Origin of the sequence: Arthrobacter sp. CC3 (assembly GCF_039907775.1) — a bacterium.
Taxonomy (GTDB): Bacteria; Actinomycetota; Actinomycetes; order Actinomycetales; family Micrococcaceae; genus Arthrobacter.
Window position 1 is genome coordinate 181,794 of the sequence record NZ_JARCCY010000003.1, and the last position, 21,368, is coordinate 203,161.

The 21,368-nt window shown below is 66.7% G+C and carries 23 protein-coding genes; 14 read left to right on the forward strand and 9 right to left on the reverse strand.

Annotated elements, in window-relative coordinates; genetic code table 11:
- Positions 1-22 precede the first annotated feature (22 nt).
- Both PV761_RS02655 and PV761_RS02660 read left to right on the forward strand, forming a co-directional pair.
- Complete coding sequence (locus tag PV761_RS02655; protein WP_347894105.1) at positions 23-502, forward strand: SRPBCC family protein; 480 nt, start codon at positions 23-25, stop codon at positions 500-502.
- A gap of 165 nt (positions 503-667) precedes the next feature.
- Positions 668-859 carry a hypothetical protein gene (locus PV761_RS02660; protein ID WP_347894107.1) on the forward strand — a complete coding sequence of 64 codons (192 nt, stop codon included), beginning with the start codon at positions 668-670 and terminating at the stop codon, positions 857-859.
- Positions 860-897: 38 nt separating this feature from the next.
- Here PV761_RS02660 and PV761_RS02665 read toward each other — a convergent pair whose 3' ends face one another.
- Together PV761_RS02665 and PV761_RS02670 are read right to left on the reverse strand one after the other, a co-directional pair.
- A complete protein-coding gene (locus PV761_RS02665) occupies positions 898-1,860 on the reverse strand; it encodes a 1-phosphofructokinase family hexose kinase (RefSeq protein WP_347894109.1) in 963 nt (320 codons plus the stop codon).
- Positions 1,861-1,985: 125 nt separating this feature from the next.
- Entirely contained in the window at positions 1,986-2,825 is an 840-nt protein-coding gene (locus PV761_RS02670) for a helix-turn-helix transcriptional regulator (RefSeq protein ID WP_347894229.1), read from the reverse strand.
- An 87-nt stretch (positions 2,826-2,912) separates the two neighbouring features.
- Between PV761_RS02670 and ilvD the strand changes: the two genes are divergently transcribed.
- Both ilvD and PV761_RS02680 read left to right on the forward strand, forming a co-directional pair.
- Positions 2,913-4,775 carry a dihydroxy-acid dehydratase gene (gene ilvD / locus PV761_RS02675; protein ID WP_347894111.1) on the forward strand — a complete coding sequence of 621 codons (1,863 nt, stop codon included), beginning with the start codon at positions 2,913-2,915 and terminating at the stop codon, positions 4,773-4,775.
- A gap of 58 nt (positions 4,776-4,833) precedes the next feature.
- Positions 4,834-5,469, forward strand: coding sequence for a DedA family protein (locus PV761_RS02680; protein WP_347894113.1), 636 nt, complete (start codon positions 4,834-4,836; stop codon positions 5,467-5,469).
- A 63-nt stretch (positions 5,470-5,532) separates the two neighbouring features.
- On the opposite strand, the gene PV761_RS02685 is transcribed toward PV761_RS02680, so the two are convergent.
- The 7 genes from PV761_RS02685 to PV761_RS02715 form a co-directional block, all read right to left on the reverse strand.
- Entirely contained in the window at positions 5,533-7,023 is a 1,491-nt protein-coding gene (locus PV761_RS02685; RefSeq protein WP_347894115.1) for a DUF222 domain-containing protein, read from the reverse strand.
- 48 nt (positions 7,024-7,071) lie between these two features.
- Positions 7,072-8,151, reverse strand: a complete 1,080-nt coding sequence (locus PV761_RS02690) for a Gfo/Idh/MocA family oxidoreductase (protein ID WP_347894231.1) — start codon at positions 8,149-8,151, stop codon at positions 7,072-7,074.
- A gap of 83 nt (positions 8,152-8,234) precedes the next feature.
- Positions 8,235-8,933: a ThuA domain-containing protein gene (locus PV761_RS02695; protein ID WP_347894117.1), complete on the reverse strand. Its 699-nt coding sequence runs from the start codon at positions 8,931-8,933 to the stop codon at positions 8,235-8,237.
- A 15-nt stretch (positions 8,934-8,948) separates the two neighbouring features.
- Positions 8,949-10,178, reverse strand: a complete 1,230-nt coding sequence (locus PV761_RS02700) for a Gfo/Idh/MocA family oxidoreductase (protein ID WP_347894119.1) — start codon at positions 10,176-10,178, stop codon at positions 8,949-8,951.
- A 20-nt stretch (positions 10,179-10,198) separates the two neighbouring features.
- On the reverse strand, positions 10,199-11,095 hold the full coding sequence (locus PV761_RS02705) for a carbohydrate ABC transporter permease (RefSeq protein ID WP_347894121.1): 897 nt from the start codon (positions 11,093-11,095) through the stop codon (positions 10,199-10,201).
- Between the two features lie 2 nt (positions 11,096-11,097).
- A complete protein-coding gene (locus PV761_RS02710) occupies positions 11,098-11,943 on the reverse strand; it encodes a sugar ABC transporter permease (RefSeq protein WP_051628832.1) in 846 nt (281 codons plus the stop codon).
- 98 nt (positions 11,944-12,041) lie between these two features.
- A complete protein-coding gene (locus PV761_RS02715) occupies positions 12,042-13,367 on the reverse strand; it encodes an extracellular solute-binding protein (RefSeq protein ID WP_347894123.1) in 1,326 nt (441 codons plus the stop codon).
- Positions 13,368-13,602: 235 nt separating this feature from the next.
- Between PV761_RS02715 and PV761_RS02720 the strand changes: the two genes are divergently transcribed.
- From PV761_RS02720 to PV761_RS02765, 10 genes are all read left to right on the forward strand, one after another.
- Positions 13,603-14,640 carry a LacI family DNA-binding transcriptional regulator gene (locus PV761_RS02720; protein ID WP_028270560.1) on the forward strand — a complete coding sequence of 346 codons (1,038 nt, stop codon included), beginning with the start codon at positions 13,603-13,605 and terminating at the stop codon, positions 14,638-14,640.
- Between the two features lie 131 nt (positions 14,641-14,771).
- Complete coding sequence (locus PV761_RS02725) at positions 14,772-15,074, forward strand: DUF4193 domain-containing protein (RefSeq protein ID WP_028270561.1); 303 nt, start codon at positions 14,772-14,774, stop codon at positions 15,072-15,074.
- A 112-nt stretch (positions 15,075-15,186) separates the two neighbouring features.
- Complete coding sequence (locus PV761_RS02730) at positions 15,187-15,489, forward strand: urease subunit gamma (protein WP_011690112.1); 303 nt, start codon at positions 15,187-15,189, stop codon at positions 15,487-15,489.
- Positions 15,490-15,498: 9 nt separating this feature from the next.
- Entirely contained in the window at positions 15,499-15,843 is a 345-nt protein-coding gene (locus PV761_RS02735; protein WP_347894127.1) for an urease subunit beta, read from the forward strand.
- Positions 15,840-17,585: an urease subunit alpha gene (gene ureC / locus PV761_RS02740; protein ID WP_347894129.1), complete on the forward strand. Its 1,746-nt coding sequence runs from the start codon at positions 15,840-15,842 to the stop codon at positions 17,583-17,585. The genes PV761_RS02735 and ureC overlap by 4 nt, the downstream gene beginning before the upstream one ends.
- A 22-nt stretch (positions 17,586-17,607) precedes the next feature.
- Complete coding sequence (gene ureE, locus PV761_RS02745; RefSeq protein WP_347894131.1) at positions 17,608-18,093, forward strand: urease accessory protein UreE; 486 nt, start codon at positions 17,608-17,610, stop codon at positions 18,091-18,093.
- Positions 18,074-18,775, forward strand: coding sequence for an urease accessory protein UreF (locus PV761_RS02750; protein ID WP_051628818.1), 702 nt, complete (start codon positions 18,074-18,076; stop codon positions 18,773-18,775). Before ureE ends, PV761_RS02750 begins: the two co-directional genes overlap by 20 nt.
- Positions 18,776-18,801: 26 nt before the next feature.
- A complete protein-coding gene (gene ureG, locus PV761_RS02755; protein WP_347894133.1) occupies positions 18,802-19,419 on the forward strand; it encodes an urease accessory protein UreG in 618 nt (205 codons plus the stop codon).
- On the forward strand, positions 19,416-20,282 hold the full coding sequence (locus tag PV761_RS02760) for an urease accessory protein UreD (RefSeq protein ID WP_347894135.1): 867 nt from the start codon (positions 19,416-19,418) through the stop codon (positions 20,280-20,282). The genes ureG and PV761_RS02760 overlap by 4 nt, the downstream gene beginning before the upstream one ends.
- Entirely contained in the window at positions 20,282-21,334 is a 1,053-nt protein-coding gene (locus PV761_RS02765; protein ID WP_347894137.1) for a nickel transporter, read from the forward strand. The genes PV761_RS02760 and PV761_RS02765 overlap by 1 nt, the downstream gene beginning before the upstream one ends.
- The last annotated feature ends 34 nt before the right edge of the window (positions 21,335-21,368 follow it).

Sequence of the window (21,368 nt, forward strand, 5' to 3'; positions counted from 1 at the left end):
AGACACGGGGGAGGTGCCGGAAATGGTTGATGTGGTGACGGAAGCAGTGATCCGCAGGCCGCCCGAAGCTGTCTACGACTTCGCGGCCAACCCGGACAACGCGCCTGCCTGGTACAGCAACATCAAGGCAGTCAACTGGGAAACGGCCCCGCCGTTGGCCGTGGGCTCCAAGGTGGCGTTCAAGGCACAGTTCCTCGGACGGACCTTGGAATACGTCTACGAATTCACCGAGCTGGACCCTGGCAGAACGCTGGTGATGCGCACGGCACAGGGGCCGTTTCCCATGCAGACCACGTACACCTGGTCGGCGGCCGACGGCGGTTTCACCCGGATGACCCTGCGCAACACCGGCACTCCGGCCGGCTTCTCCGCAGTCGCCGGCCTCGTCATCGCCCCGATGATGCGCCGGGCCATGCGGAAGGACCTCGCGAAGCTGAAGTCCCTTCTCGAAGGGGACGGTTCGCGAGCCCCAAGGGAAAACACGCAACGAAAGGACACATGATGAGCAAGTTCATTTACCTCTACAAGGGGCCGGCCACACCGATGGACCAGTTCACCCCGGAGCAGTCCGCTGAACAGCCAGACGCTCACCGGACCCCGGGGAAAGCCGATCCAGGGGGACTACCGGATCACGGCAGCGGAGCCCGGCCGGCTCCTCGCCTTCGACGTGGTTGCTGGTCCGGCGCGGCCTCACGGCGAGTACATCCTGAGCGAATCAGCAGGAGGCACCTCCGTCCGCTTCGTCCTGGACCTGAAGCTCCCCGGCCTCATGAAAGTCCTGGACGGCCTGGTCACCAGAACAATGCAGGGTGAGGTTGCCCAGCTCCGGAAGCTGAAGACTGTCCTGGAAGCGCGGTAGGAAGACTCCGCGTCCCTGCCGGAAGCAGCCGCTGTCGGTCAGGGGACTGCTCCGGAGAGCTCTGCCTCGAGGCGTTCGACGTCGGCGCGGTGGCAAAGTTCGGTGGCAGGTGTCATGACTGTGGCGCTTCCCGCGGCCACGGCGGCGCGGAAAGCCGCGTCAAGGGGGCGGCCCTGCGCGAGCCGCAGCACAAAAGCGCCCAGGAAACTGTCGCCGGCTCCGACCGTGCTGACCACCGGCACATCCGGCACGGTCAACCGGATCAGGCCGGACTTTGACGCGAGCAGAGCGCCGGCTTCGCCCAGGGTGAGGGCGACGTGTTCCGCTGACCCGTCAGCCACGAGGGCGGATGCCGCCTCCACCTGGCTCTGCTCGCTGTCGAGGGCCGCGCCGAAATGCGCCCCCAGTTCGCGGAGGCTTGGTTTGACCAGGAACACGCCCTCGGCAAGCGCTTCGGTGAGGGCCCGGCCGGAGGCGTCGACGATGCAGTGGGCGCCGGACTGCCGTGCCAGCCCGGCAACCCTGGCATAAAAATCGTCCGGCACGCCGGGCGGGAGGCTGCCGCTGGCCACCACGTATCCGCCCACCGGCATCGCCCCGGCAACACGGTCCAGGCAGGCCTGCCACTCCGGTTCCGAGAGCTCCGGGCCCTGAAGGACAAACCGGAATTGTTTCCCTGTGGAGGTCTCATCGACGGTGAAGTCCTGGCGTGTGCTTCCTTGGATCGGCACCGCCAGCGTGGGGATGCGCTCCGCTTCGATGAGCCTGCGGTAGGCCTCGCCGGTGGGCCCGCCTGCGGTGTACACGGCCAAGGTGTGTCCGCCGAGACGCTGGATGACCCTTGCCACGTTGACGCCTCCGCCGCCGGGATCGAGCCGGCTCGCGCCGCACCTGAGCTTGTGGCCGCTGCTGACCTGCTCGGTTGAGGTGCTGATGTCCAGCGCCGGGTTCACGGTCAGGGTGAGGATCGGCTTAGTGCCCAACTGCTGTGCGGCTCCCATGGCCCCAGCATAGGAGGCGGCGGAACCGTTCGTTGTTCCGCCGCTTCACGTCTTTTAGTAGGGGCCCGTTTTAGTAGGGGCTTGGCCGGGCACCGGCCCGCAGCGTGGCCTGAGATCCGGGGCAGCTAACGGCCGGCGGCCAGCAACCGCTCGATTTGCTCCGCGGCATCGCTGCCCGGTACCGGAGTGTAGACCACAATATGGAGGTCCGGCCGGTCCGACGGTGAGACCTGATGGTGCTCCAGCCTCAGGACGCCCACCGCCGGGTGGCGGAACAGCCGTTCCCGGGATTCGAAGCCGAGGATGTCGTACCGGTCCCAGCCCTCCTTGAACCCGGGACTCGTTTCCCTGAGCCGCTCCACCTGGTAGGCCACGTCCGGATCGCCCAGCCGCTGCCCGGCTTCTGCCCGGAATTCTGCCAGGAAGCGCCTGCTGGTGACGTCCCAGTCGGGCAGCAGTTCCTTCACGTAGGGATCGGTAAAGACCAGCCACAGCAGGTTCCGCTCCGTTGCGGCCACGTTCGCAATATTGGGATACAGCGCGGCGTAGGCCCGGTTCCAGCCCGTGACGCTCCAGTCGGGGGCCAGCGCGAAGGCGGGGTTGGGGCCCAGTGCGTCGAGGAGTCGCTGGATGTGGGCCGGCGCATCAACGGCCGCCGGGCCGGCCGACACCGGTACGGAATAGCCGCCCAGTGACAGGACATAGGAGCGGCCGGCCTCTGAGAGGTGCAGGGTGCGGGCCACAGCCTCAAGCACTTCCCGCGAGGGCCGGATGTCCCGTCCCTGCTCCAGCCATGTGTACCAGGTGACGCTGACCCCGGAAAGGAAGGCAATCTCTTCCCGCCGCAGTCCGCGTTCACGCCGGCGCGCCACCGGCGGAAGTCCGTACTCCGACCGCAGCGCCTGCTCGCGGCGTGCCCGCAGGTAGAGTCCCAGTTCCTTGCGCCTCTCGCCTGCCTCTTTCACAGTCACCAACACTAGTAGTCTGGTACTGCTACTACTAGTATCAGCACTGTCTTCCGCCATGGGGCCCGGGACGGCATGATCGGTACCATGCCTCCTCTTCGTTCACGTACTGTCACCCGTGGCCGCAACATGGCCGGCGCCCGCGCACTGCTGCGCGCCTCCGGCGTCGCCAACTCGGACATCGGCAAGCCGATCATCGCCGTGGCCAACTCCTTCACCGAGTTCGTTCCCGGCCACACCCACCTCGCCCCCGTGGGCCGGATCGTCTCCGACGCCATCCTGGCCGCCGGCGCCGTGCCGCGCGAGTTCAACACCATTGCCGTGGACGACGGCATCGCCATGGGCCACTCCGGCATGCTCTACTCGCTGCCGTCCCGCGACCTGATCGCCGACTCCGTGGAGTACATGGTCAACGCCCACTGTGCCGACGCTTTGGTCTGCATCTCCAACTGCGACAAGATCACCCCGGGCATGCTCATGGCCGCGCTGCGCCTCAACATCCCGGTTGTGTTCGTCTCCGGCGGTCCCATGGAGGCTGGCCGCGTGACCCTGACCGACGGCTCCGTGCGCTCCCTGGACCTGGTGAACGCGATCGCCGACGCCGTGGACGAGTCCATCTCCGACGAGGACATCAACCTCATTGAAGAGAACGCCTGCCCCACCTGCGGTTCCTGCTCGGGTATGTTCACCGCCAACTCCATGAACTGCCTGGCCGAGGCCATCGGCCTGGCCCTGCCGGGCAACGGCTCCGTGCTCGCGACCCACACCGCCCGCAAGTCGCTGTACGAGAAGGCCGGCGCCACCGTCGTCGATCTGGTGAAGCGCTATTACGACGGCGACGACGACTCCGTGCTGCCGCGCAACATCGCCACTGCGAAGGCCTTCGACAACGCCATGGCCCTGGACATCTCCATGGGCGGCTCCACCAACACCATCCTGCACCTGCTGGCCGCGGCCCAGGAGGCGGGCGTGGACTACGGCCTGGCCGAGATGGACGCCAAGTCCCGCCAGGTGCCCTGCCTGGCAAAGGTGGCCCCGAACGTCGCCAAGGACAAGACCTACTACATGGAGCACGTTCACCGCGCCGGCGGCATCCCCGCCCTGCTGGGCGAGCTGAACCGGGGCGGCCTCCTGCACAAGGACGTCCATTCCGTGCACTCCGGTGACCTGGACGGCTGGCTCGATGACTGGGACATCCGTGGCGGCAAGGCCACCGAAGAGGCGCAGGCCCTGTGGCACGCGGCTCCCGGCGGCGTCCGCTCCTCCACCGCGTTCTCCCAGTCGAACGAGTGGACCTCCCTGGACACCGACGCTGCGGAAGGCTGCATCCGCTCCGTGGAGCACGCCTACTCCAAGGATGGCGGACTGGCCGTGCTCCGCGGAAACGTGGCACTGGACGGCGCCGTGGTGAAGACCGCCGGTGTGGACGAGTCCATTTGGACCTTCTCCGGCCCGGCCGTCGTGTGCGAGTCCCAGGATGAAGCCGTGGAGAAGATCCTGAACAAGGGCGTCAAGGAAGGCGACGTGGTGGTCATCCGCTACGAAGGCCCCAAGGGCGGTCCGGGCATGCAGGAGATGCTCTACCCGACGTCGTTCCTCAAGGGCCGCGGCCTCGGCAAGAAGTGCGCCCTCATCACGGACGGACGCTTCTCCGGTGGCACCTCCGGCCTGTCGATCGGGCACATCTCCCCGGAAGCTGCCTCCGGCGGCACCATCGCCCTGGTGGAGGACGGCGACATCATCAGCATCAACATCAGCCAGCGCTCCCTGCAGCTGGAGGTCTCCGACGAGGTCCTCGCCGAACGCCGTGAGAAACTGCTGGTCAACGGCGGGTTCAAGCCCAAGGACCGGGAGCGCCAGGTTTCCGCCGCGCTGCGCGCCTACGCCGCGATGGCCACCTCCGCAGACAAGGGAGCGGTCCGGGACGTGTCCTTGCTGGAGCGCATCTAACAACTAATTGAGGCGGGCAGGCTGACGCCCGCCCGCCTCAACTGCCACACTGTTCCTGATGCAGGCATTCTTCGACGGACTCCTCAACGCCAGCCCGCTGCTGGTGGCCTGTGTTGTGTTCGCCCTGGTTTTCGCCGAGGACGCCCTCTTCATCGGCTTCGTCATTCCGGGCGAAACCGCCGCCGTGGTGGGCGGGGTGATCGCCGGAAAGGGAGGCTTCCCGCTGCCAGCCATGATTGCCGTGGTGGTTTCCGCCGCGATCCTGGGAGACACGGTGGGCTACGAAATCGGCAAACACCTGGGCCCCCGGCTGGTTACCCGCAAGATCTTTGACCGGAAGCGGCCCCAACTCGAGAAAGCCAGGGAGTTCCTCAGGCGGCGGGGAGGCCCGGCCGTCTTCCTGGGCCGCTTCACCGCCTTCTTCCGCGCCGTGATGCCGGCACTGGCCGGACTCAGCGGCATGCCCTACCGGCGCTTCGCGCTCTGGAACATCACCGGCGGCGTGCTCTGGGGGAGCCTCTTCGTAACCCACGGGTACCTGGCCGGGAACCTCTACGACGAGGTGGCGCGCACTGCCGGCAGCGCCGCCGCCGTCGTTGTCGCCGCAGTGGCGGTCGGCGTGCTGGTCACCTGGCGGATCCGCCGGCACCGGCAGGCGACGGCTGCAGACAGCAGCGCGCGTCCGCAACGGTGACTCCCAGGGCAGAGACTGCTCACCAAGGGGGGTGACCGGGCAGCAGCAGAGGCGCGGGTGATCCTAGGCCGCGATGAATAGCTCCCAGTCAGGGAAGGGATCCACCGGTAATGGTGCCCCCGTCTCGCCGGGACCGGCGGCACCGGCAGGTCCGTCCGGCCCTGGGGGCGGTTCCCGCTCCGGATCGTCGCCCGTGTGGCCGGGGTGGTCCGGCCAGTGGGGTGGTTCCCAGTCCTGTTGTTCGCTGGGATATGAGCGTCCCGAAGGTGAGATCCAGCCGGGCGGCTGATCCTTGGTGGCGCCAACGGGTTTCCAGCGTGAGCTGTGTTTCAGGCGGTGGTGTTTGCGGCATGGCTGGCCAAGATTCGAGATCCCGGTGCCGCCTCCGTCCGACCACGCCAGGAGGTGGTCCGCTTCGTTGTCCAGCGAGTGGTTGTTGCAGCCCGGGAAAGGACAGCGGCCATCCCGAAGCCGCAACCACTGGCGCATCGCCTGCGGAACCGGGTAGCTGGTGCGCCCTATTTCCAGCGGCGCTCCGCTGCGCGGATCCGTCAGGACGCGCATCAACGATGTGGCACCGTCCGCGACAAGCCGGCGGGCCATGCTGGCAGGTATAGGACCATAGCCGTCCAGCGTGGCCGGTTCGGTCGCTACGCCCAGAAGCGAGAACACCGGAACGGTGACGAGGACCTGCGCTTTGGGGGACGGGGTTCCTTCCACGACGCCTCCGAGCAGCCAGGACGTGGCGACGTCGGCGCGGAGCTGGGTCAGGGTCCGTGCTTCGGCCGGGCCCTGCAGGGCGCGCGCCGCGTCCGTGGCACGGGACCAGACACCCGCCGCCACATCGGCGCTCACGTAGGCCGAGAGCCAGGCCATGCCGTCCCGGTCCGGGACAAGTTCCAGCCGGCGCTCCTTCGCACCCTTGCGGTGGCGGGCTTCGATGCTCACGGGATGGTGCCGTTCACGCCAGCTGCGCGCTTTAGCCCGGAACCTGCCCGGCACCAGCTCCCCTGCAGGGCAGCCACGCGCCGCAAACGGGGCGTCGGGGTCCAGGAAGTGAGCCTCGAGGGCGGCGGCCGCGGCGGGGTCCAGACCGGATGTTTCATCGCACATCACCCGCGCGTGCTGCCATGAAATGGTCCCTGCCCCCAGCGCAGCGAGCGTCAGCGGCAGGCCCTCGGTCAGGGTGGCTGAATCCGCCAGGAGCGCGGCTGCCGACCGTTCACTCACCGTCAGGACACAGGCCACCTCTGCTGTCACCGCCATGTCCCGGGCGGTGCACTCCTGCGGGGAACCGGCCGGGGCCGCCAAGGCCGCAGCGGCGCGGGCGTATCCGGCAGCAAAATGCACTTTCAGCGCGGCCATCATGGCCTCCAGGCCACCCACAACGGCCATACCGTCCAGGCACGCGTCCGCCTCGTCCTGGAGCGGGTCAGCACCGGCCGGGGCCACGTTCCCGGCCGCGTTTCCATCCACGCGACCGGCACAGGAAGCAAGCGCAACAAGCGAGGCCGCCATGGCCTCCAACGTCGCCGCAACTGCACCGCTTTCCATACCCACAGCATGTCAGCAGGCACCGACAATTAACGTCGATCGAAGCCGTTAACCGCCGAGGTCGGTCAGCGGCACCGCCTCGGGCCGTTCGCAGCGGCTCGCCACCTTGACCGACTGCCCCAGGGCCGCTGATTCCAGCACGGATTCCATCACCTCAAGCACGTGGAAGGCCAGCTCCCCGCCGGCCCGCGGCTCATTTCCGGCCGGGGTCCGGGCGAGGTCGTGCAGGCCGTAGCCGCGGGCGGAATCCACATAGCCTGCTGAAACCGGAAGCACCTCCCAGTCCTCCCCGCCCAGGCTGCGCAGCTTGACGTCGCCGTCGAAATGGTTGGGGTCGGGCACCACCAGAGACCCCGTTGCGCCGTGGATCTCCAGGTTGGCCGACTGTGTGGCCACCGCGTCGAAACTCATCACCAGCGTGGACAGCGCACCGGATTCGTGCACCAGAATCCCCGTGACATGCGTGTCCGTGCTGACCGGAACCGTCTCGCCGGCGCGCGGTCCGGTGCCGATGGTCCGCGTGCCGCGGGTGTGGCTCGCCGCCCCGATCACGGAGGTTACGGGACCCAGCAGCGTCACCAGCGCCGAGACGTAGTACGGCCCCATGTCCAGCAGCGGCCCGCCGCCGGGCACGTAGTAGAAGTCCGGCTGCGGATGCCAGCGTTCATGCCCGGGTGTCACCATCGTGGCCGTCGCCGAGATCGGCGCCCCGATCAGGCCGTCGTCGATCGCCTTGCGGGCGGTCTGGATGCCGGTCCCCAGGACCGTGTCCGGCGCGCAGCCGACGACGACGCCGGCCGCCGCCGCGGCCTCCAGCACCTTGCGTGCCTCGTCAGTCGTGGCAGCCAGCGGCTTCTCGCCGTAGACCGCCTTCCCGGCGGCAATGGCGCGCAGGGCGATGTCCGCGTGGGCTGCCGGGATGGTCAGATTCAGCACCAGGTCCACGTCCGGGTCCGCCAGCAGCTGGTCCACGCCCAGCGCCCGCACGCCCGGTTGCCCGGCCGCCACGGCCTCGGCACGGGAGGGATCGAGGTCCGCCACCGCCACCAGCTTGACGGTGGTCAGCCGCGGAAACGTGGCCAGGTAGGCGGCGATGATGTTGCCGCAGCCCACCACGCCGATCCGCAGCGGTGACGCAGACGGTGACTCGAGCGGTGACGCGCACGGTGACTCGAGCGGTGACGCAGTCGGTGACTCCAATTCGGTGGTTCCTAGCGGCTGGCCCACAGCATGCCCCTTTCAATGATGGTGCGGACGTTGTTGTCCTTGAGGATCTCCACGCTGTGGCCGGGTGTGGCCACGAAGATCCGGCCTTCGCCCCACGACCGCGTCCACACCGCCGGCGAGACCACGTCCCGGTGCCACGCGTCCTTGTCCCTGGCGGGCAGCGTGGTGGTGGCCAGCACGTCGATGTAGTCGTCCGAGAGCACCCAGTACTGCTCGGTGAAGAGCTCAAAGTCGCCGATCCCCGCAGTGACCGGGTGCTCCGCAGCGGCCGGCAGCATGTTCACGGTGTACGTCCGGAAGTTGTCCGTGGCATCCCCGTGCAGCTCACCGTGGTCCTTGACCGGATGGCAGGCGAACTGGCCGCCGATCAGGTGCAGGTAGTCCGAATTGTTCCGGTAGGAATCGGCAATCCCGCCGTGCCAGCCGGCCATTCCGGTGCCAGCCTCGATCGCGGCGCGGAGCCCCTCGAACTCGGCCTTTTCGATGGTGGTCATGGTGTTGCACTGCACGATCAGGTCCACGCCGGCCATGTACTCGGCGTCCGCGTACACCGCCGCCGACTCCTCCACCCGCACGGTGAAACCCTGCTCGCGGAGGAACGGGTTAAAAAGGTCCGTGGCTTCGAGGGGCTGGTGTCCGTCCCAGCCGCCGCGCACCACCAAGGCATTCTTTGTCTCAGTCATTTGATGTCCTTTTCGTCAGTCCACTGAAGTCCAGCGGGAATCCTTGCCCGCACTGTGTTCCACTGCCGCCAGCACCCGCTGCACCTGGAGGGCGTCGGAGAACGACGGCGTGGGCTGGCTTCCGGCCCCGATGGCCGTCAGCAGGTCCACCACCTGGTGCGTAAAGCCGTGCTCGTAGCCGAGCCCGTGGCCCACCGGCCACCAGTTGCCGGTGTAAGGGTGGTGGGCCTCCGTAACGTTGATCCGGCGGAAGCCGAGCGACTCCGGATCGGCGCCGCTGCCGCCGTCGTAGTAGTTCAGGTAGTTCATGTCCTCGAAATCGAAGGCGATCGACCCGTGCGAGCCGTTCACCTCCAAGCGCATGGCGTTCTTCCTGCCCAGCGCCGCCCGGCTTGCCTCGAAGACGCCGATGGGGCCGTCGTCGAACCGTGCACTGAAGATCACCGCATCGTCCACGGTCACCGGACCGCGCTCGACGTCGGCACCCACCGCGCCGCTGCCGCCGAGGCCCACGAAGTCCCCGCCGACGGGACGTTCCTTGGTGAAGGTCTCCATGATGGCTGAGACGCCCGTGATGCTCTGGCCGGTGACGAACTGGGCGGCGTCGATGCTGTGGGCGCCGATGTCGCCGAGGGCGCCGGAGCCCGACTTCGCCTTGTCCATCCGCCAGGTCAGGGGAGCGTTCTCATCGGACAACCAGTCCTGCAGGTACTGTGCGCGCACCTGGCGGATGGTTCCGAGCTTGCCGTCCCGGACCATGTTCCGGGCCAGTGCAAGGGCCGGCGTACGGCGGTAGGAGTATCCGCACATGGCGAAAACCCCGCGGGCAGCTGCCTCGGCGGCAACCTGCGCCATTTCCTCGGCCTCCGCAACGCTGTTGGCCAGCGGCTTCTCGCACAGCACGTGCTTGCCGGCCCGCAGCGCGGCGATGGCAATCTCCGCATGGGTGTCGCCGGGAGTGCAGATGTCCACGAGGTCGACGTCGTCCCGCTCCACGAGTGCCCGCCAGTCCGTTTCCGTGCCGGCCCAGCCCAGGCGGCGGGCGGCAGCCGTCACTCGGTCAGCGTCCCGGCCGGCGAGCACGCTCAGCTCCGGGACCAGCGGGAGGTCGAAAAAGCGTGGCGCGGTGCGCCAGGCGTGCGAGTGGGCTGCGCCCATAAAGGCATGGCCCACCATGCCGATGCGGATCGGCGGGGCATCTGTTGCCGTCGGCGATTCTGGCGTGCCAGTTTCCAACTTGTTCATGAATCTCGCTCCATCGTGGTCTATTTGCTGAAGCCGGCGGTGAGGCCGCTCAGCAGCTGGCGGCGGCCCACGATGTACAGGACAAGGATGGGCAGGGTGGTGAGGATAACGGAGGCCAGAACTGCAGGAATGTTCACGCTGTACTGGCCCTGGAAAGTCCAGAGCGCCAGCGGAAGCACGCGCAGTTCAGGGCTCTGCGTGAGGATCAGCGGGAGCAGGAAGCCGTTCCACACCCCCAGGCCGTTGTAGATGGCCACGGTGACGATCGCGGGCTTCACCAGCGGCAGCGCCAGCCGCCACATGGTCTGCCACTCGTTGCAGCCGTCCAGCCGCATGGACTCGAACAGCTCATCCGGCACGTCCCGGATGAAGTTGGCCAGGATCAGCACCGTGAGCGGGATGCCGAACGCGATGGACGGCAGGATCAGGGCCAGCAGGCTGTCGTAGAGGTTCAGCCGGATGATCAGCAGGTACACCGGGATGATGGTGGCCTGCAACGGAATGGCCAGGCCCATCAGGAACAGGCCGTTGACGAGCTTCAGGAACTTACCGCGGCCGCGGACAATCGCGAACGCGGCCATGAAGGAAAACAGCACCGTCGGCAGCACCGCTCCGGCCGTGACCAGCGCGCTGTTGAGGAAGTACCGTGCGAAGTCGGCTTCCAGCACCATCCGGTAGTTGTCCAGGGTGGGGTTCGACGGCGGTGCCAGCGGGTTTTCGCTGAAGTAGCCCGCCTGGCTCTTGAAGCTGGTGATGACGATGTAGTAGATCGGAATGATGATGACGGCGAGCCAGATCCAGCCGGCCAGGCCGCCGGGAAGGTTCAGCTTCCGGATCCGGCGGCCGAGGCCGCGGTTGGGCGCCGGCTCCGCGGGCTTCAGGGCTGCGGGCGTTGCTTTGGTGAGGGTGACGCTCATGGTCAGAGTCCTTCCAGCTGGCTGCCGCCGGCGTTCTTGCCGCCCAGCCGCTGCAGCAGCAGGGCCAGGCCGAGTCCCACCACCACCAGGATGACGGCGATGACGCTGGCGGGGCCCATCAGGTTGGCCCGGAACCCGGTCAGGTACATGTCCAGGGCAAGGATCCTGGTGGAGTTGCCCGGCCCGCCGGCGGTGAGCACGAAGATGAGGTCGAAGTAGGTCAGCGATCCCACCACCATGAGGGTGGAGGAGGTAATGATGGTGTATTTCAGCTGCGGCACGGTGATGTAGAAGAACTGCTTGACCCGGCCGGCGCCGTCGATCTCGGCAGCCTCGTAGAGCGACTTGGGAATCTGCCGCACGCCGCCCTGGTAGATCAGGGTGTGGAACGGGACAAACTGCCACGCGATCACGAAGATCACCAGGAACAGCACCAGCTGCGGCTGTCCCAGCCAGTCCTGGGCCAGGAACGGCAGGCCCAGGCCTTCCGCCAGCCCGAAGTTGGGGTCGAGCAGCGCCTTGTAGGCGATGGCGATGGCTGCGGAGGAGAGCAGCAGCGGCAGGAAGTAGAGCACCGCCAGCACCGCCCGGTACTTCTGGCTGCCTGCCGTGAAGGTACCCAGCAGCAGGCTGATGGGTGTCTGCACCAGCCAGGACACCACCATGATCACGAATGTCAGCCACACCGCGTTGTACATCACGGGATCGGACAGGACGGCGAGCCAGTTGTCCATGCCGGCCACGCTGATCGCGCCGATGCCGTCCCAGTTGGTGAAGCTCAGGGCAACGACGCCCAGGAGCGGGAGGACGGCGAAAACCGCGAAGAACAGCAGCGCGGGCAGGACCATCCAGCCTAGCGATCCGCCCCGGGCCTTAGTGCCTGTGGTGCTGTGGTGCCCGGCAAGTTGCTGCTCCGCCGGCTCGCGGGCAGTGAGTGCTCCGGCGCTCATTTCCCAAGCGTCGCATTCATGTTTTCGGCAAACTGCGCCGGGGTGATGGACTTGAGGAACAGCTGGTCGATGTTGCTCAGCAGCGCCTCGGCGGCGGTGGGGCTGAGGGCCTGGTCCCAGGACTGCTGCAGGCTGGGCGCGTTCTTGCTCAGCGTGTACACGTACTTCAGGAAGTCCTTGTCCTCGCTGGAGGCGAGCTTGTCCTCGATGCCCTGGACAATTGGCACAGCGCCGGAAGAGATGTACGCGGTGATCTCGTCCGTGGTCAGCAGGCCGTCCTTGAAGAACTTCTTGGCGGCCTCCTTTTCGGCGTCGCTGGCCTTCGCGGAGATGGACAGGTACTGGGCGGGGTTGCCCACGGTGTTGAGCGGATCACCCTTGCCGCCGCTGACGGTGGGGAAGTCGAACCAGCCGAGCTTGCCGTCCTTCACGAACGTGCCGCCGTCGTGCTTCATGCCTCCGTAGGTCCAGGCCCCGTGCAGCATCATGGCTGCCTTGCCGGTGAACAGGAGTGCCTGGTCCGCGTTGCTGTCCGCCGTGATGGAGGAGAAGCCCTTGATGAAGCCGTTGGCGGATACCAGTTCCTGGATCTTGGCACACGTTTCCAGCACTGCCGGATCGGACCAGGCCTTGGCCTTGCCGTCGAAGATCGCCTGGAAGACTTCCGGTCCGCCGATCCTGTCCAGCAGGTATTCCAGCCACATCATGGATGTCCAGCGCGACTGGCCGCCGAGCGACAACGGGGCAACGCCCATGTCATTGAAGGTCTTGGTCAGGGCGATCAGCTCGTCCCAGGTCTTGGGCGGCTGGGCGTTGGCCTTCGCGAAGAGTTCCTTGTTGTAGTAGAAGACAATCGGCGCCACGGTCTGCGTGGGTACGGCGTAGATCTTGCCGTCAACGGTGGCCGCGCCGAACGAGGACGGGAAGAGCTTGGCCTGGATGTCGGGATTGGCGTCGAACCAGCCGGTGAGGTCCTCCACCTGGCCCGCCTGTGCATAGGTCTTCAGCGTTCCGCCGCCCCAACCGTAAATGATGGTGGGCGCCTGGCCTGCGCCGATGGCCGTTTTGATCTTGGTCTTGTAGGCATCGTTCTGGAAGACGGTGGCCACGATCTTGGAATCGGGGTTGGCCGCGCTGAAGGCATCCAGGCTCTTCTTCCGGATGGACTCGTTGGGTTCTCCGGTCAGCGACCAGAACGTGGCGCCGCCTGCCGGTGCCGTGCCGGGGCCGGAGGTGCCGCAGGCGGTCACCGTCCAGGCGGCCAGGGGAGTGAGGGCTGCAAGGGCAAGGAATGACCTGCGTGAGGAAAGACGTGATTCCATTCTGATCTCCATTGAAAAGAGCCGCGGCATTGCGGCGCCGGTGGCGGTGCTGCCCGGGCGGGAGGCACCAGCAATGAACAGAGGCTTTCGAAATATTTCGCAACTAATTCGTTGACTGAAATAGAAGTTAGCCCCGTTTTGGTCCCAGCGTCAAGGGTTTCCGCCCAAATATTGACGGCACTGCCGCGACTGGTGCAGACTTCAGCTACCGAAATATTTCGAGAAAGTTGCTGTGATGCCTGCAAAGACACCGAAGGCCAAATTGAACCTGGCCGATGTCGCGGCGCTGGCCGGGGTGTCCGCGCCCACCGTTTCCAAGGTCATCAACGGCCGCGACGACGTCGCCGAGCCGACGCGCGTCCGCGTCCAGAAGGCCCTCGTGAAGCTTGGCTACGAGTCGCCGATGCAGCGCAGGGTCAGGTCCGCCGGCCCTGTCCTGGTGGACCTGGTCTTTGACGGCTTGGACAGTTCGTACTCCCTGGAAGTGATGTCCGGCATCGTTGCCTGCGCCGCCGAGGAAGGCGTGGAGGTGGTCCTGAGCAGCGTGACCCCGGACAAACTCAAGAACACGGACCACGAGCAGTGGTCCCAGCGGCTGTTCGACGCCGGCCGCAAAGGCCTCATCCTGGTGACCTCCGAAATCACTCCCGTCCAGCTGGAATCCTTCCGGCGCAGGAGCATCCCGGTGGTGGTGATCGACCCGCTGAACCCGCCACGTTCCGGCTTTGTCAGCGTGGGCGCCACCAACTGGGCGGGCGGCAAGGAAGCCGCAGAGCACCTGATCGCCCTGGGCCACACGAAAATTGCCTTCCTGGGCGGCCCGGAGGCCGCGGAATGCAGCGTTGCCCGGCTCCACGGTTACCTGGCGGCCCTGCGCGCCAACAACATCCCGGCGAATCCGGACTACATTGTGTCGGGCCAGTTCCAGCGCTACTTCGGCGTCGCCGGTGCGCGCCGGCTCTTCGCCCTTGCAGACCGGCCCACGGCCATATTTGCCGGCAACGATGCCATCGCGCTGGGCATCCTGGACGAAGCCCGCGCGCAGGGGATCAGCGTGCCCGGGGACCTGAGCCTGGTGGGCTTCGACGGCACCGACATCACCGAACAATCCGTGCCACGACTGACATCCGTGGCCCAGCCGCTGCAGGAGATGGGGCGCACGGCGCTCCGGTCCATCCTGCGGCTGGCCAACGGGGAAGCCCTGGAATCAACCCATGTTGAACTCGCCACCCAGCTGGTGGTCAGGGACTCCACGGCGGCGCCCGCCGGCTGATTTCTTCCTGCAGCGTGCCGCACATTACACCACTTCGACTTAGTTCGTTGTGGTATATCGGGAATAAGGGTGCGATGGTGTAGGTTGCATTCCCGTCAGGGCACGAACATCAGAAAAGAGAAACACCCAAAGTGGCAACCGATTACGACGAAGTACGATCCGACGTCAAGGAATCCCAGGAGAACTCCCTGGAGGCGCTTCAGTCCGCCAACGCCCCCGACGCGCGAAGCGTTGTCCGGGAACTGGATGAGACCGACGCGCTGGACGACGGCATGGTCCCCGGCGGGGAGTTCGTCGCCGAGGAACTGGTGGTCCAGGTCATCCCCCAGGCGCAGGATGAATTCACCTGCTACTCCTGCTTCCTGGTCCGGCACCGGTCCCAGATCGCCCGCGAAAAGAACGGTCACGCCTATTGCGTTGATTGCGAAGGCTAAGGGGCGCCGCACCGTCTCCCGCTGTCCCTGAACCGGGAGACGGTCCCCTGAAATCTCACGGAAACGTGACCGGCCTACTGTTGTCACAAAGCAGTACGTTGAAGGGATTCCGATGCACCTGATGCCCCGTGAGCAGGAAAAGCTCATGATCGTGGTCGCCGCCGACCTCGCCCGGCGCCGCCAGGCCCGCGGCCTGAAGCTGAACTTTCCGGAATCCGTGGCGATCATCAGCTACGAACTGATCGAGGGCGCCCGGGACGGCCGCACCGTGGCCGACCTCATGAGCTACGGCACCACGCTGCTGACCCGGGACGACGTGATGGAGGGCGTGCCGGAAATGATCCACGACGTCCAGATCGAGGCCACGTTCCCGGACGGCACCAAGCTCGTCACCGTCCACGATCCGATCCGCTAGGGGCAGGCGATGATTCCAGGTGAGTACGTTCTCAGGTCAGCGCCCGTTGTGGTGAACGCCGGACGCGAGGCGGTGGACGTCGTCGTGGTTAACACCGGTGACCGGCCCGTTCAGGTGGGCTCGCACTACCACTTCGCCGAAGCGAATGCCGCCCTTGAGTTTGACCGGCAGGCCGCCTACGGCCGGCGGCTGGACATCCCGGCCGGCACTGCGGCGCGGTTTGAGCCGGGGGACAGCAAGACCGTCCGGCTGATCGAACTGGCCGGCAGCCGCGAGGTGTACGGTCTCAGCAACGCCGTGAACGGCAAGCTGGCAACGGCTGGTCCCAACGCAGGGAAGGGGGACGCCAAGTGAGCTTCGAACTGAGCCGCAGGCAGTACGCGGACCTGTACGGCCCGACGACGGGCGACGCCATCCGCCTCGCGGACACCGAGCTGTTCCTGGAGATCGAAAAAGACCTCACCGTGTACGGCGAGGAAGTGGTGTTCGGCGGCGGCAAGGTGATCCGCGACGGCATGGGCCAGAACGGCCAGGTGACCCGGGACGGGAACGTCCAGGGCGCAGCCGTTCCCGACACCGTCATCACCAACGCCGTCATCCTGGACTACACCGGCATCTACAAAGCCGACGTCGCGCTCAAGGACGGCCACATCTTCAAGATCGGCAAGGCTGGCAACCCGCAGATCGCCGACGGCGTGGACATCGTCATCGGTGCCAGCACCGAGATCATCGCCGGCGAACGGAAGATCCTCACCGCCGGCGGTGTGGACACGCACATCCACTTCATCTCCCCGGACCAGGTGCCCACCGCCCTCACCAGCGGCGTGACCACCATGGTGGGCGGCGGGACCGGGCCGGCCGAAGGAACCAAGGCCACCACGGTCACGCCCGGCAAATGGCACATCCAGCGGATGCTGCAGGCCACCGAAGGGATGCCCATCAACATCGGGCTGTTCGGCAAGGGCCACGCCTCCGCCGTCGAGCCGCTGGCCGAGCAGATTCGCGCCGGTGCCATCGGGCTCAAGGTCCACGAGGACTGGGGTTCCACCACCTCATCGATCGACAACTCCCTGAAAGTGGCGGACGAATACGACGTCCAGGTGGCCATCCACACCGACACCCTCAACGAGTGCGGCTTCGTGGAGGACACCATCCGGGCCATCGGCGGCCGGGTGATCCACACCTTCCACACCGAAGGGGCCGGCGGCGGACACGCCCCGGACATCATCAAGATCGCCGGGCTCCCGAACGTACTGCCCGCCTCCACCAACCCCACCCTGCCGTACACGCGCAACACCATCGAAGAGCACCTGGACATGCTGATGGTGTGCCACCACCTCAACCCGGACATCCCGGAAGACGTGGCGTTCGCGGATTCCCGCATCCGCGCCGAGACCATCGCCGCCGAGGACGTCCTGCAGGACCTGGGCATCTTCGCCATCACCTCCTCCGACTCCCAGGCCATGGGCCGGGTGGGCGAGGTGATCACCCGCACCTGGCAGGTGGCGGACAAGATGAAGAAGCAGGGCGGCGTCCTGAAGGATCCGGCGGGGGGTGCCCATGGTTCCGAGGAGAGCGACAACTTCCGGCTCAAGCGCTACGTGGCGAAGTACACCATCAACGCCGCCATCGCGCAGGGCATGGCCGACTCCATCGGCTCGGTGGAGGAAGGCAAGTTCGCCGACCTGGTGCTCTGGGACCCCGCGTTCTTCGGGGTCAAACCCGAGCTCGTCCTCAAGGGCGGCCAGATCGCCTACGCGCTGATGGGTGACGCCAACGCCTCCATCCCCACGCCGCAGCCACGGACGATGCGTCCCATGTTTGCCGCGTTCGGCAAGGCCGTGCAGCAGTCCTCCATCACCTTCCTGTCCCAGGCCGCCATCGACGCCGGTGTGCCGGAACAGCTGGGCCTGCAGAAGGTCATCCGTCCAGTGTCGGGGATCCGCACTCTGTCCAAGGCCGACCTCAAGTTCAACGACGCCACTCCGGACATCCAGGTGGACCCGGAAACGTACCAGGTGTCCGTGGATGGCGAGGACGTGACCTGCGAACCGGCGGACGTGCTGCCCATGGCGCAGCGCTACTTCCTCTTCTAACCTCCCGAGCACCGGAGCACCCGTGATTATCGAAAAGATCCTCGGCAACCTGCACGACCTCCCTGCCGCCGAAACCGCAGCCTTCGCCGGGCTGCACCGGGAGAAGGTGGTGCTGCCCAGCGCCCAGCTGGTCAAGCGCATCCAGCGCGTCACCACGGACCACGGCAAGGAGCTGGGCATCCGGCTGCCGTCCGGTTCCGGGGACCTCCGCGACGGTGACATCCTGCACGTGGCCGAAACCAACATGATCGTGGTGTCCGTGCTGCCCACCGACGTCCTGGTGGTGGCGCCGCGGACCATCCACGAGATGGGGGTGGTGGCGCACTCGCTGGGGAACCGGCACCTGCAGGCCCAGTTCTTCGACGCCGCCTCCGAGTACGCGGCCGAGGTGATGGTGTGCCAGTACGACCACACCGTGGAGGACTACCTCAAACACGTCGGAGTGCCCTACGAGCGCCAGGAACGCGTGATGCCCGTTCCGTTCCGCCATGCTGAACACTCGCACTGACGCCGTGGCCGCGGCAGGCAGTTACCAGCTCGCGCTGCAGCAGCTGACCGACTCCGCCCTGCCCACAGGAGCGTTTGCGCACTCGCTCGGCTTCGAGACCTACATCGAGCGCGGCCTGGTCCATGACGAGGCGTCCTTCGGGGTGTGGCTGTCCGCGTTCATAGGGCAGCAGCTCACGTACTCCGACGGCCTGGCCATCAGGTTCCTCTACGACGGCGTTCCCCTTGCCGAGCTGGATCCGCTGCTGACTGCGCAGCTCCTGCCGCGGCAGCTGCGGGAGGCGAGCACCAAGATGGGCACCCGGCTGCTGGAGATCGGGTCCGAAGTGTTCCCCTCCCCGGAGCTGGCGGAGTACCGGGAGCTGGTGACCGCCGGCCGGGCCGCCGGCCATCAGCCGCTGGCGTTCGCCGTCGTCGCCCGTTCCCTGGGTGTGCCGCGCACCGAAGCGCTGGCCGCCTACCTTTTCGCCGCGGTCACGTCCCTGACCCAGAACGCCGTCCGCGCCATTCCGCTGGGGCAGAACGCCGGCCAGCGGCTGCTGCGGAAAGCGGCCGACGACGTCGCTGCCGCCGTCGAGCGGGTGGGGCGCCTGGCGCCGGACGACTTCGGGGCCGTCAGCCCCGGACTGGAAATTTCGCAGATGCGGCACGAGCGTCAACGTGCCCGCATGTTCATGAGCTAACTGTGCATATTACTGAGGAGGACAGTATGTCTGAACCCATCAAGATCGGCATCGGCGGACCGGTCGGCGCCGGCAAGACCCAGCTCGTGGAGCGGCTCACCCGGCACATGAGCCGCGAGATCTCCATGGCCGCCATCACCAACGACATTTACACCATCGAGGACGCCAAGATCCTGGCCGCCAACGGCATCCTGCCCGAGGACCGGATCATCGGCGTCGAAACCGGCGGCTGCCCGCACACGGCCATCCGCGAAGACACGTCCATGAACACGGCGGCCATCGAGGAACTCAAAAAGCGCCACCCGGACCTGCAGGTGATCTTCGTGGAATCCGGCGGCGACAACCTCTCCGCCACGTTCAGCCCCGAGCTGGTCGACTTCTCGATCTACATCATCGATGTGGCGCAGGGTGAAAAGATCCCGCGCAAGGCCGGCCAGGGCATGATCAAATCCGACCTCTTCATCATCAACAAAACCGACCTCGCCCCGCACGTGGGCGCGAACCTCTCGGTGATGGAGCGCGATTCGAAGGAGTTCAGGGGCGAGAAGCCGTTCTGCTTCACGAACCTGAAGACAGACGAAGGCCTGGACGCGGTCATCGAATGGGTGCGGCGCGACGTCCTGATGCTCGACCTGGCCCAATGACGGCGGCCGTTGCTGCCGCGGTTGAGTCCCCGATGGGGGAGCTTGAGCTCGTCGTCGCCGTGCGCGGCGGCCGGTCCGTGGCCGCGCACCAGTACCATCGGGGTGCCCTCCGTGTCCTGCGGCCGCATTACCTGGATGACTCGGGCCAGGTTTGCTACGTCCTCGTGAATCCGGGCGGGGCGTATCTGGGGGCCGACCTCTATGTCATCGACGTGGAGGCGGGCGACGGGGCCAAAGTGCTGCTGACCACGCAGTCGGCCACGAAGATCTACCGGACCCCGGGGTCGTTCGCCGAGCAGCGCATGACCCTCCGGCTGGGGGAGGGGGCACAGCTGGAACTGGCTCCGGACCAGCTGATCGCCTACCGGGAGGCCAGCTACCGGCAGAACACGCACATCACCGTGCGGCCGTCGTCGAGCCTGGTCATGGCTGAAGTGGTGACGCCGGGGTGGTCGCCGGACGGGGCGTCGTTCCGGTACGAGGAACTGCGGCTGCGCAACGAGATCCACGTGGCGACACCGGAGGGCACCAGGATGCTGGCGCTCGACAACCTGCTGATCCGGCCGCCGCTGAACGACGTCACCGGCCTGGGATACATGGAAGGCTTCAGTCACCTGGGGTCGCTGGTGGTGGTGGACGCCCGGGTGGACCAGGCGCTCGCGGATGAGTTCCATGCGCTCACGGCCGGGCACGACGCCCATACCGGGGTGTCCCTGACCGCGTGTATTGGCGGGACCACCGGCGTGGTGCTGCGGTCGCTGTCCAACTCCACGGAGGAACTCAACCGGCTGCTGGGCGCCTGCACCGCCCTGCTGCGTGAACGCTGGTACGGGCAGCCACCCCTGAACCTGAGGAAGTACTGATGACCGTGCTCAGCGGGTTCGCCGCGATGTACCGGGAACGGGAGCAACTGCCGCTCCGGACGCGCCTGCTGTTCGCGTTGGGTGCGGTGGCCGCACTGCATGTTGCCGCCGTCGTCCTGTTGCTTGCCAGTTCGGCGGGTGCCGCGCAACCGCTGGCACTGGGGCTGGTGCTCACCGCCTACCTGGCAGGCATCAAGCACAGCTACGACTGGGACCACATCGCCGCGATCGACAACTCGACGCGGAAGTTCGTGGCCCAGCACAAGGATCCCGTGAGCGTGGGCTTCGCCTTCAGCCTGGGCCACAGCTCGGTAGTGATCCTGGCGGGAGCGCTGGTGGTGGGCGGTGCCGCGATGGTGGGCGAGTTCATGGAGGACGGAACCACCGGAAACCTGGTCCTGGGCCTGATCGGCAGCGGCGTTTCCGGGCTGTTCCTGCTGGCCATGGGCCTGTTCAACGGCTCGGCGTTCCTGCGGGCCGCGCGGGCGTACCGGAACGTGCAGGGCGGCGGGGAACTGCGGGACGGGGACCTGGAGGCCAGGGGATTCGTGGCACGCCTGCTGGCCAAACCGTTGTCCAGGGTCCAGAGGCCGCGGAACATCTACGTCATCGGCTTCCTGTTCGGGCTGGGATTCGATACCGCCACCACCATCGGGCTTCTGGTGATGACGACGGCGGCATCCCTCGCCGGGGTCTCCCCGCTGGCCCTTCTGGCGCTGCCACTGGCCTTCACTGCTGCCATGACGTTGTGCGACACCGTCAACGGTGTGGCCATGATGCGCATGTACCGGTCAGCCATCCACAATCCGCGGCGGAAGCTCGGATTCAACGCCCTGATCACCGGTATCTCCGCCGTGTCCGCGCTTTTCATTTCGGCCATCACGCTGGGTGGATTCTTCAACGCGGCCTTTGGCCTGGAGGATCCCCTCACCACGTGGCTGGGTGCGGTGGACCTGGGCGAGGCCGGCCTGCTGCTCGTAGCGGTGCTGCTGGCCGTGTGGGGCGTTGCCGCGTGGCGGGGTCGGTTGAAGGTCCGGTCCCAAGCCGCCTAGGGAGTCTGGTTCTGCTGCCTCTCAGCGAGCCGCA

Bases quoted from the DNA above. Each gene is read 5' to 3' on its own strand.
- PV761_RS02655 (WP_347894105.1), top strand. From the start codon at position 23: ATGGTTGATGTGGTGACGGAAGCAGTGATCCGCAGGCCGCCCGAAGCT.
- PV761_RS02665 (WP_347894109.1), bottom strand. From the start codon at position 1,860: ATGGGAGCCGCACAGCAGTTGGGCACTAAGCCGATCCTCACCCTGACC.
- ilvD (WP_347894111.1), top strand. From the start codon at position 2,913: ATGCCTCCTCTTCGTTCACGTACTGTCACCCGTGGCCGCAACATGGCC.
- PV761_RS02680 (WP_347894113.1), top strand. From the start codon at position 4,834: ATGCAGGCATTCTTCGACGGACTCCTCAACGCCAGCCCGCTGCTGGTG.
- PV761_RS02685 (WP_347894115.1), bottom strand. From the start codon at position 7,023: ATGGAAAGCGGTGCAGTTGCGGCGACGTTGGAGGCCATGGCGGCCTCG.
- PV761_RS02695 (WP_347894117.1), bottom strand. From the start codon at position 8,933: ATGACTGAGACAAAGAATGCCTTGGTGGTGCGCGGCGGCTGGGACGGA.
- PV761_RS02700 (WP_347894119.1), bottom strand. From the start codon at position 10,178: ATGAACAAGTTGGAAACTGGCACGCCAGAATCGCCGACGGCAACAGAT.
- PV761_RS02705 (WP_347894121.1), bottom strand. From the start codon at position 11,095: ATGAGCGTCACCCTCACCAAAGCAACGCCCGCAGCCCTGAAGCCCGCG.
- PV761_RS02710 (WP_051628832.1), bottom strand. From the start codon at position 11,943: ATGGTCCTGCCCGCGCTGCTGTTCTTCGCGGTTTTCGCCGTCCTCCCG.
- PV761_RS02715 (WP_347894123.1), bottom strand. From the start codon at position 13,367: ATGGAATCACGTCTTTCCTCACGCAGGTCATTCCTTGCCCTTGCAGCC.
- PV761_RS02720 (WP_028270560.1), top strand. From the start codon at position 13,603: ATGCCTGCAAAGACACCGAAGGCCAAATTGAACCTGGCCGATGTCGCG.
- PV761_RS02730 (WP_011690112.1), top strand. From the start codon at position 15,187: ATGCACCTGATGCCCCGTGAGCAGGAAAAGCTCATGATCGTGGTCGCC.
- PV761_RS02735 (WP_347894127.1), top strand. From the start codon at position 15,499: ATGATTCCAGGTGAGTACGTTCTCAGGTCAGCGCCCGTTGTGGTGAAC.
- PV761_RS02750 (WP_051628818.1), top strand. From the start codon at position 18,074: ATGCTGAACACTCGCACTGACGCCGTGGCCGCGGCAGGCAGTTACCAG.
- ureG (WP_347894133.1), top strand. From the start codon at position 18,802: ATGTCTGAACCCATCAAGATCGGCATCGGCGGACCGGTCGGCGCCGGC.
- PV761_RS02760 (WP_347894135.1), top strand. From the start codon at position 19,416: ATGACGGCGGCCGTTGCTGCCGCGGTTGAGTCCCCGATGGGGGAGCTT.
- PV761_RS02765 (WP_347894137.1), top strand. From the start codon at position 20,282: ATGACCGTGCTCAGCGGGTTCGCCGCGATGTACCGGGAACGGGAGCAA.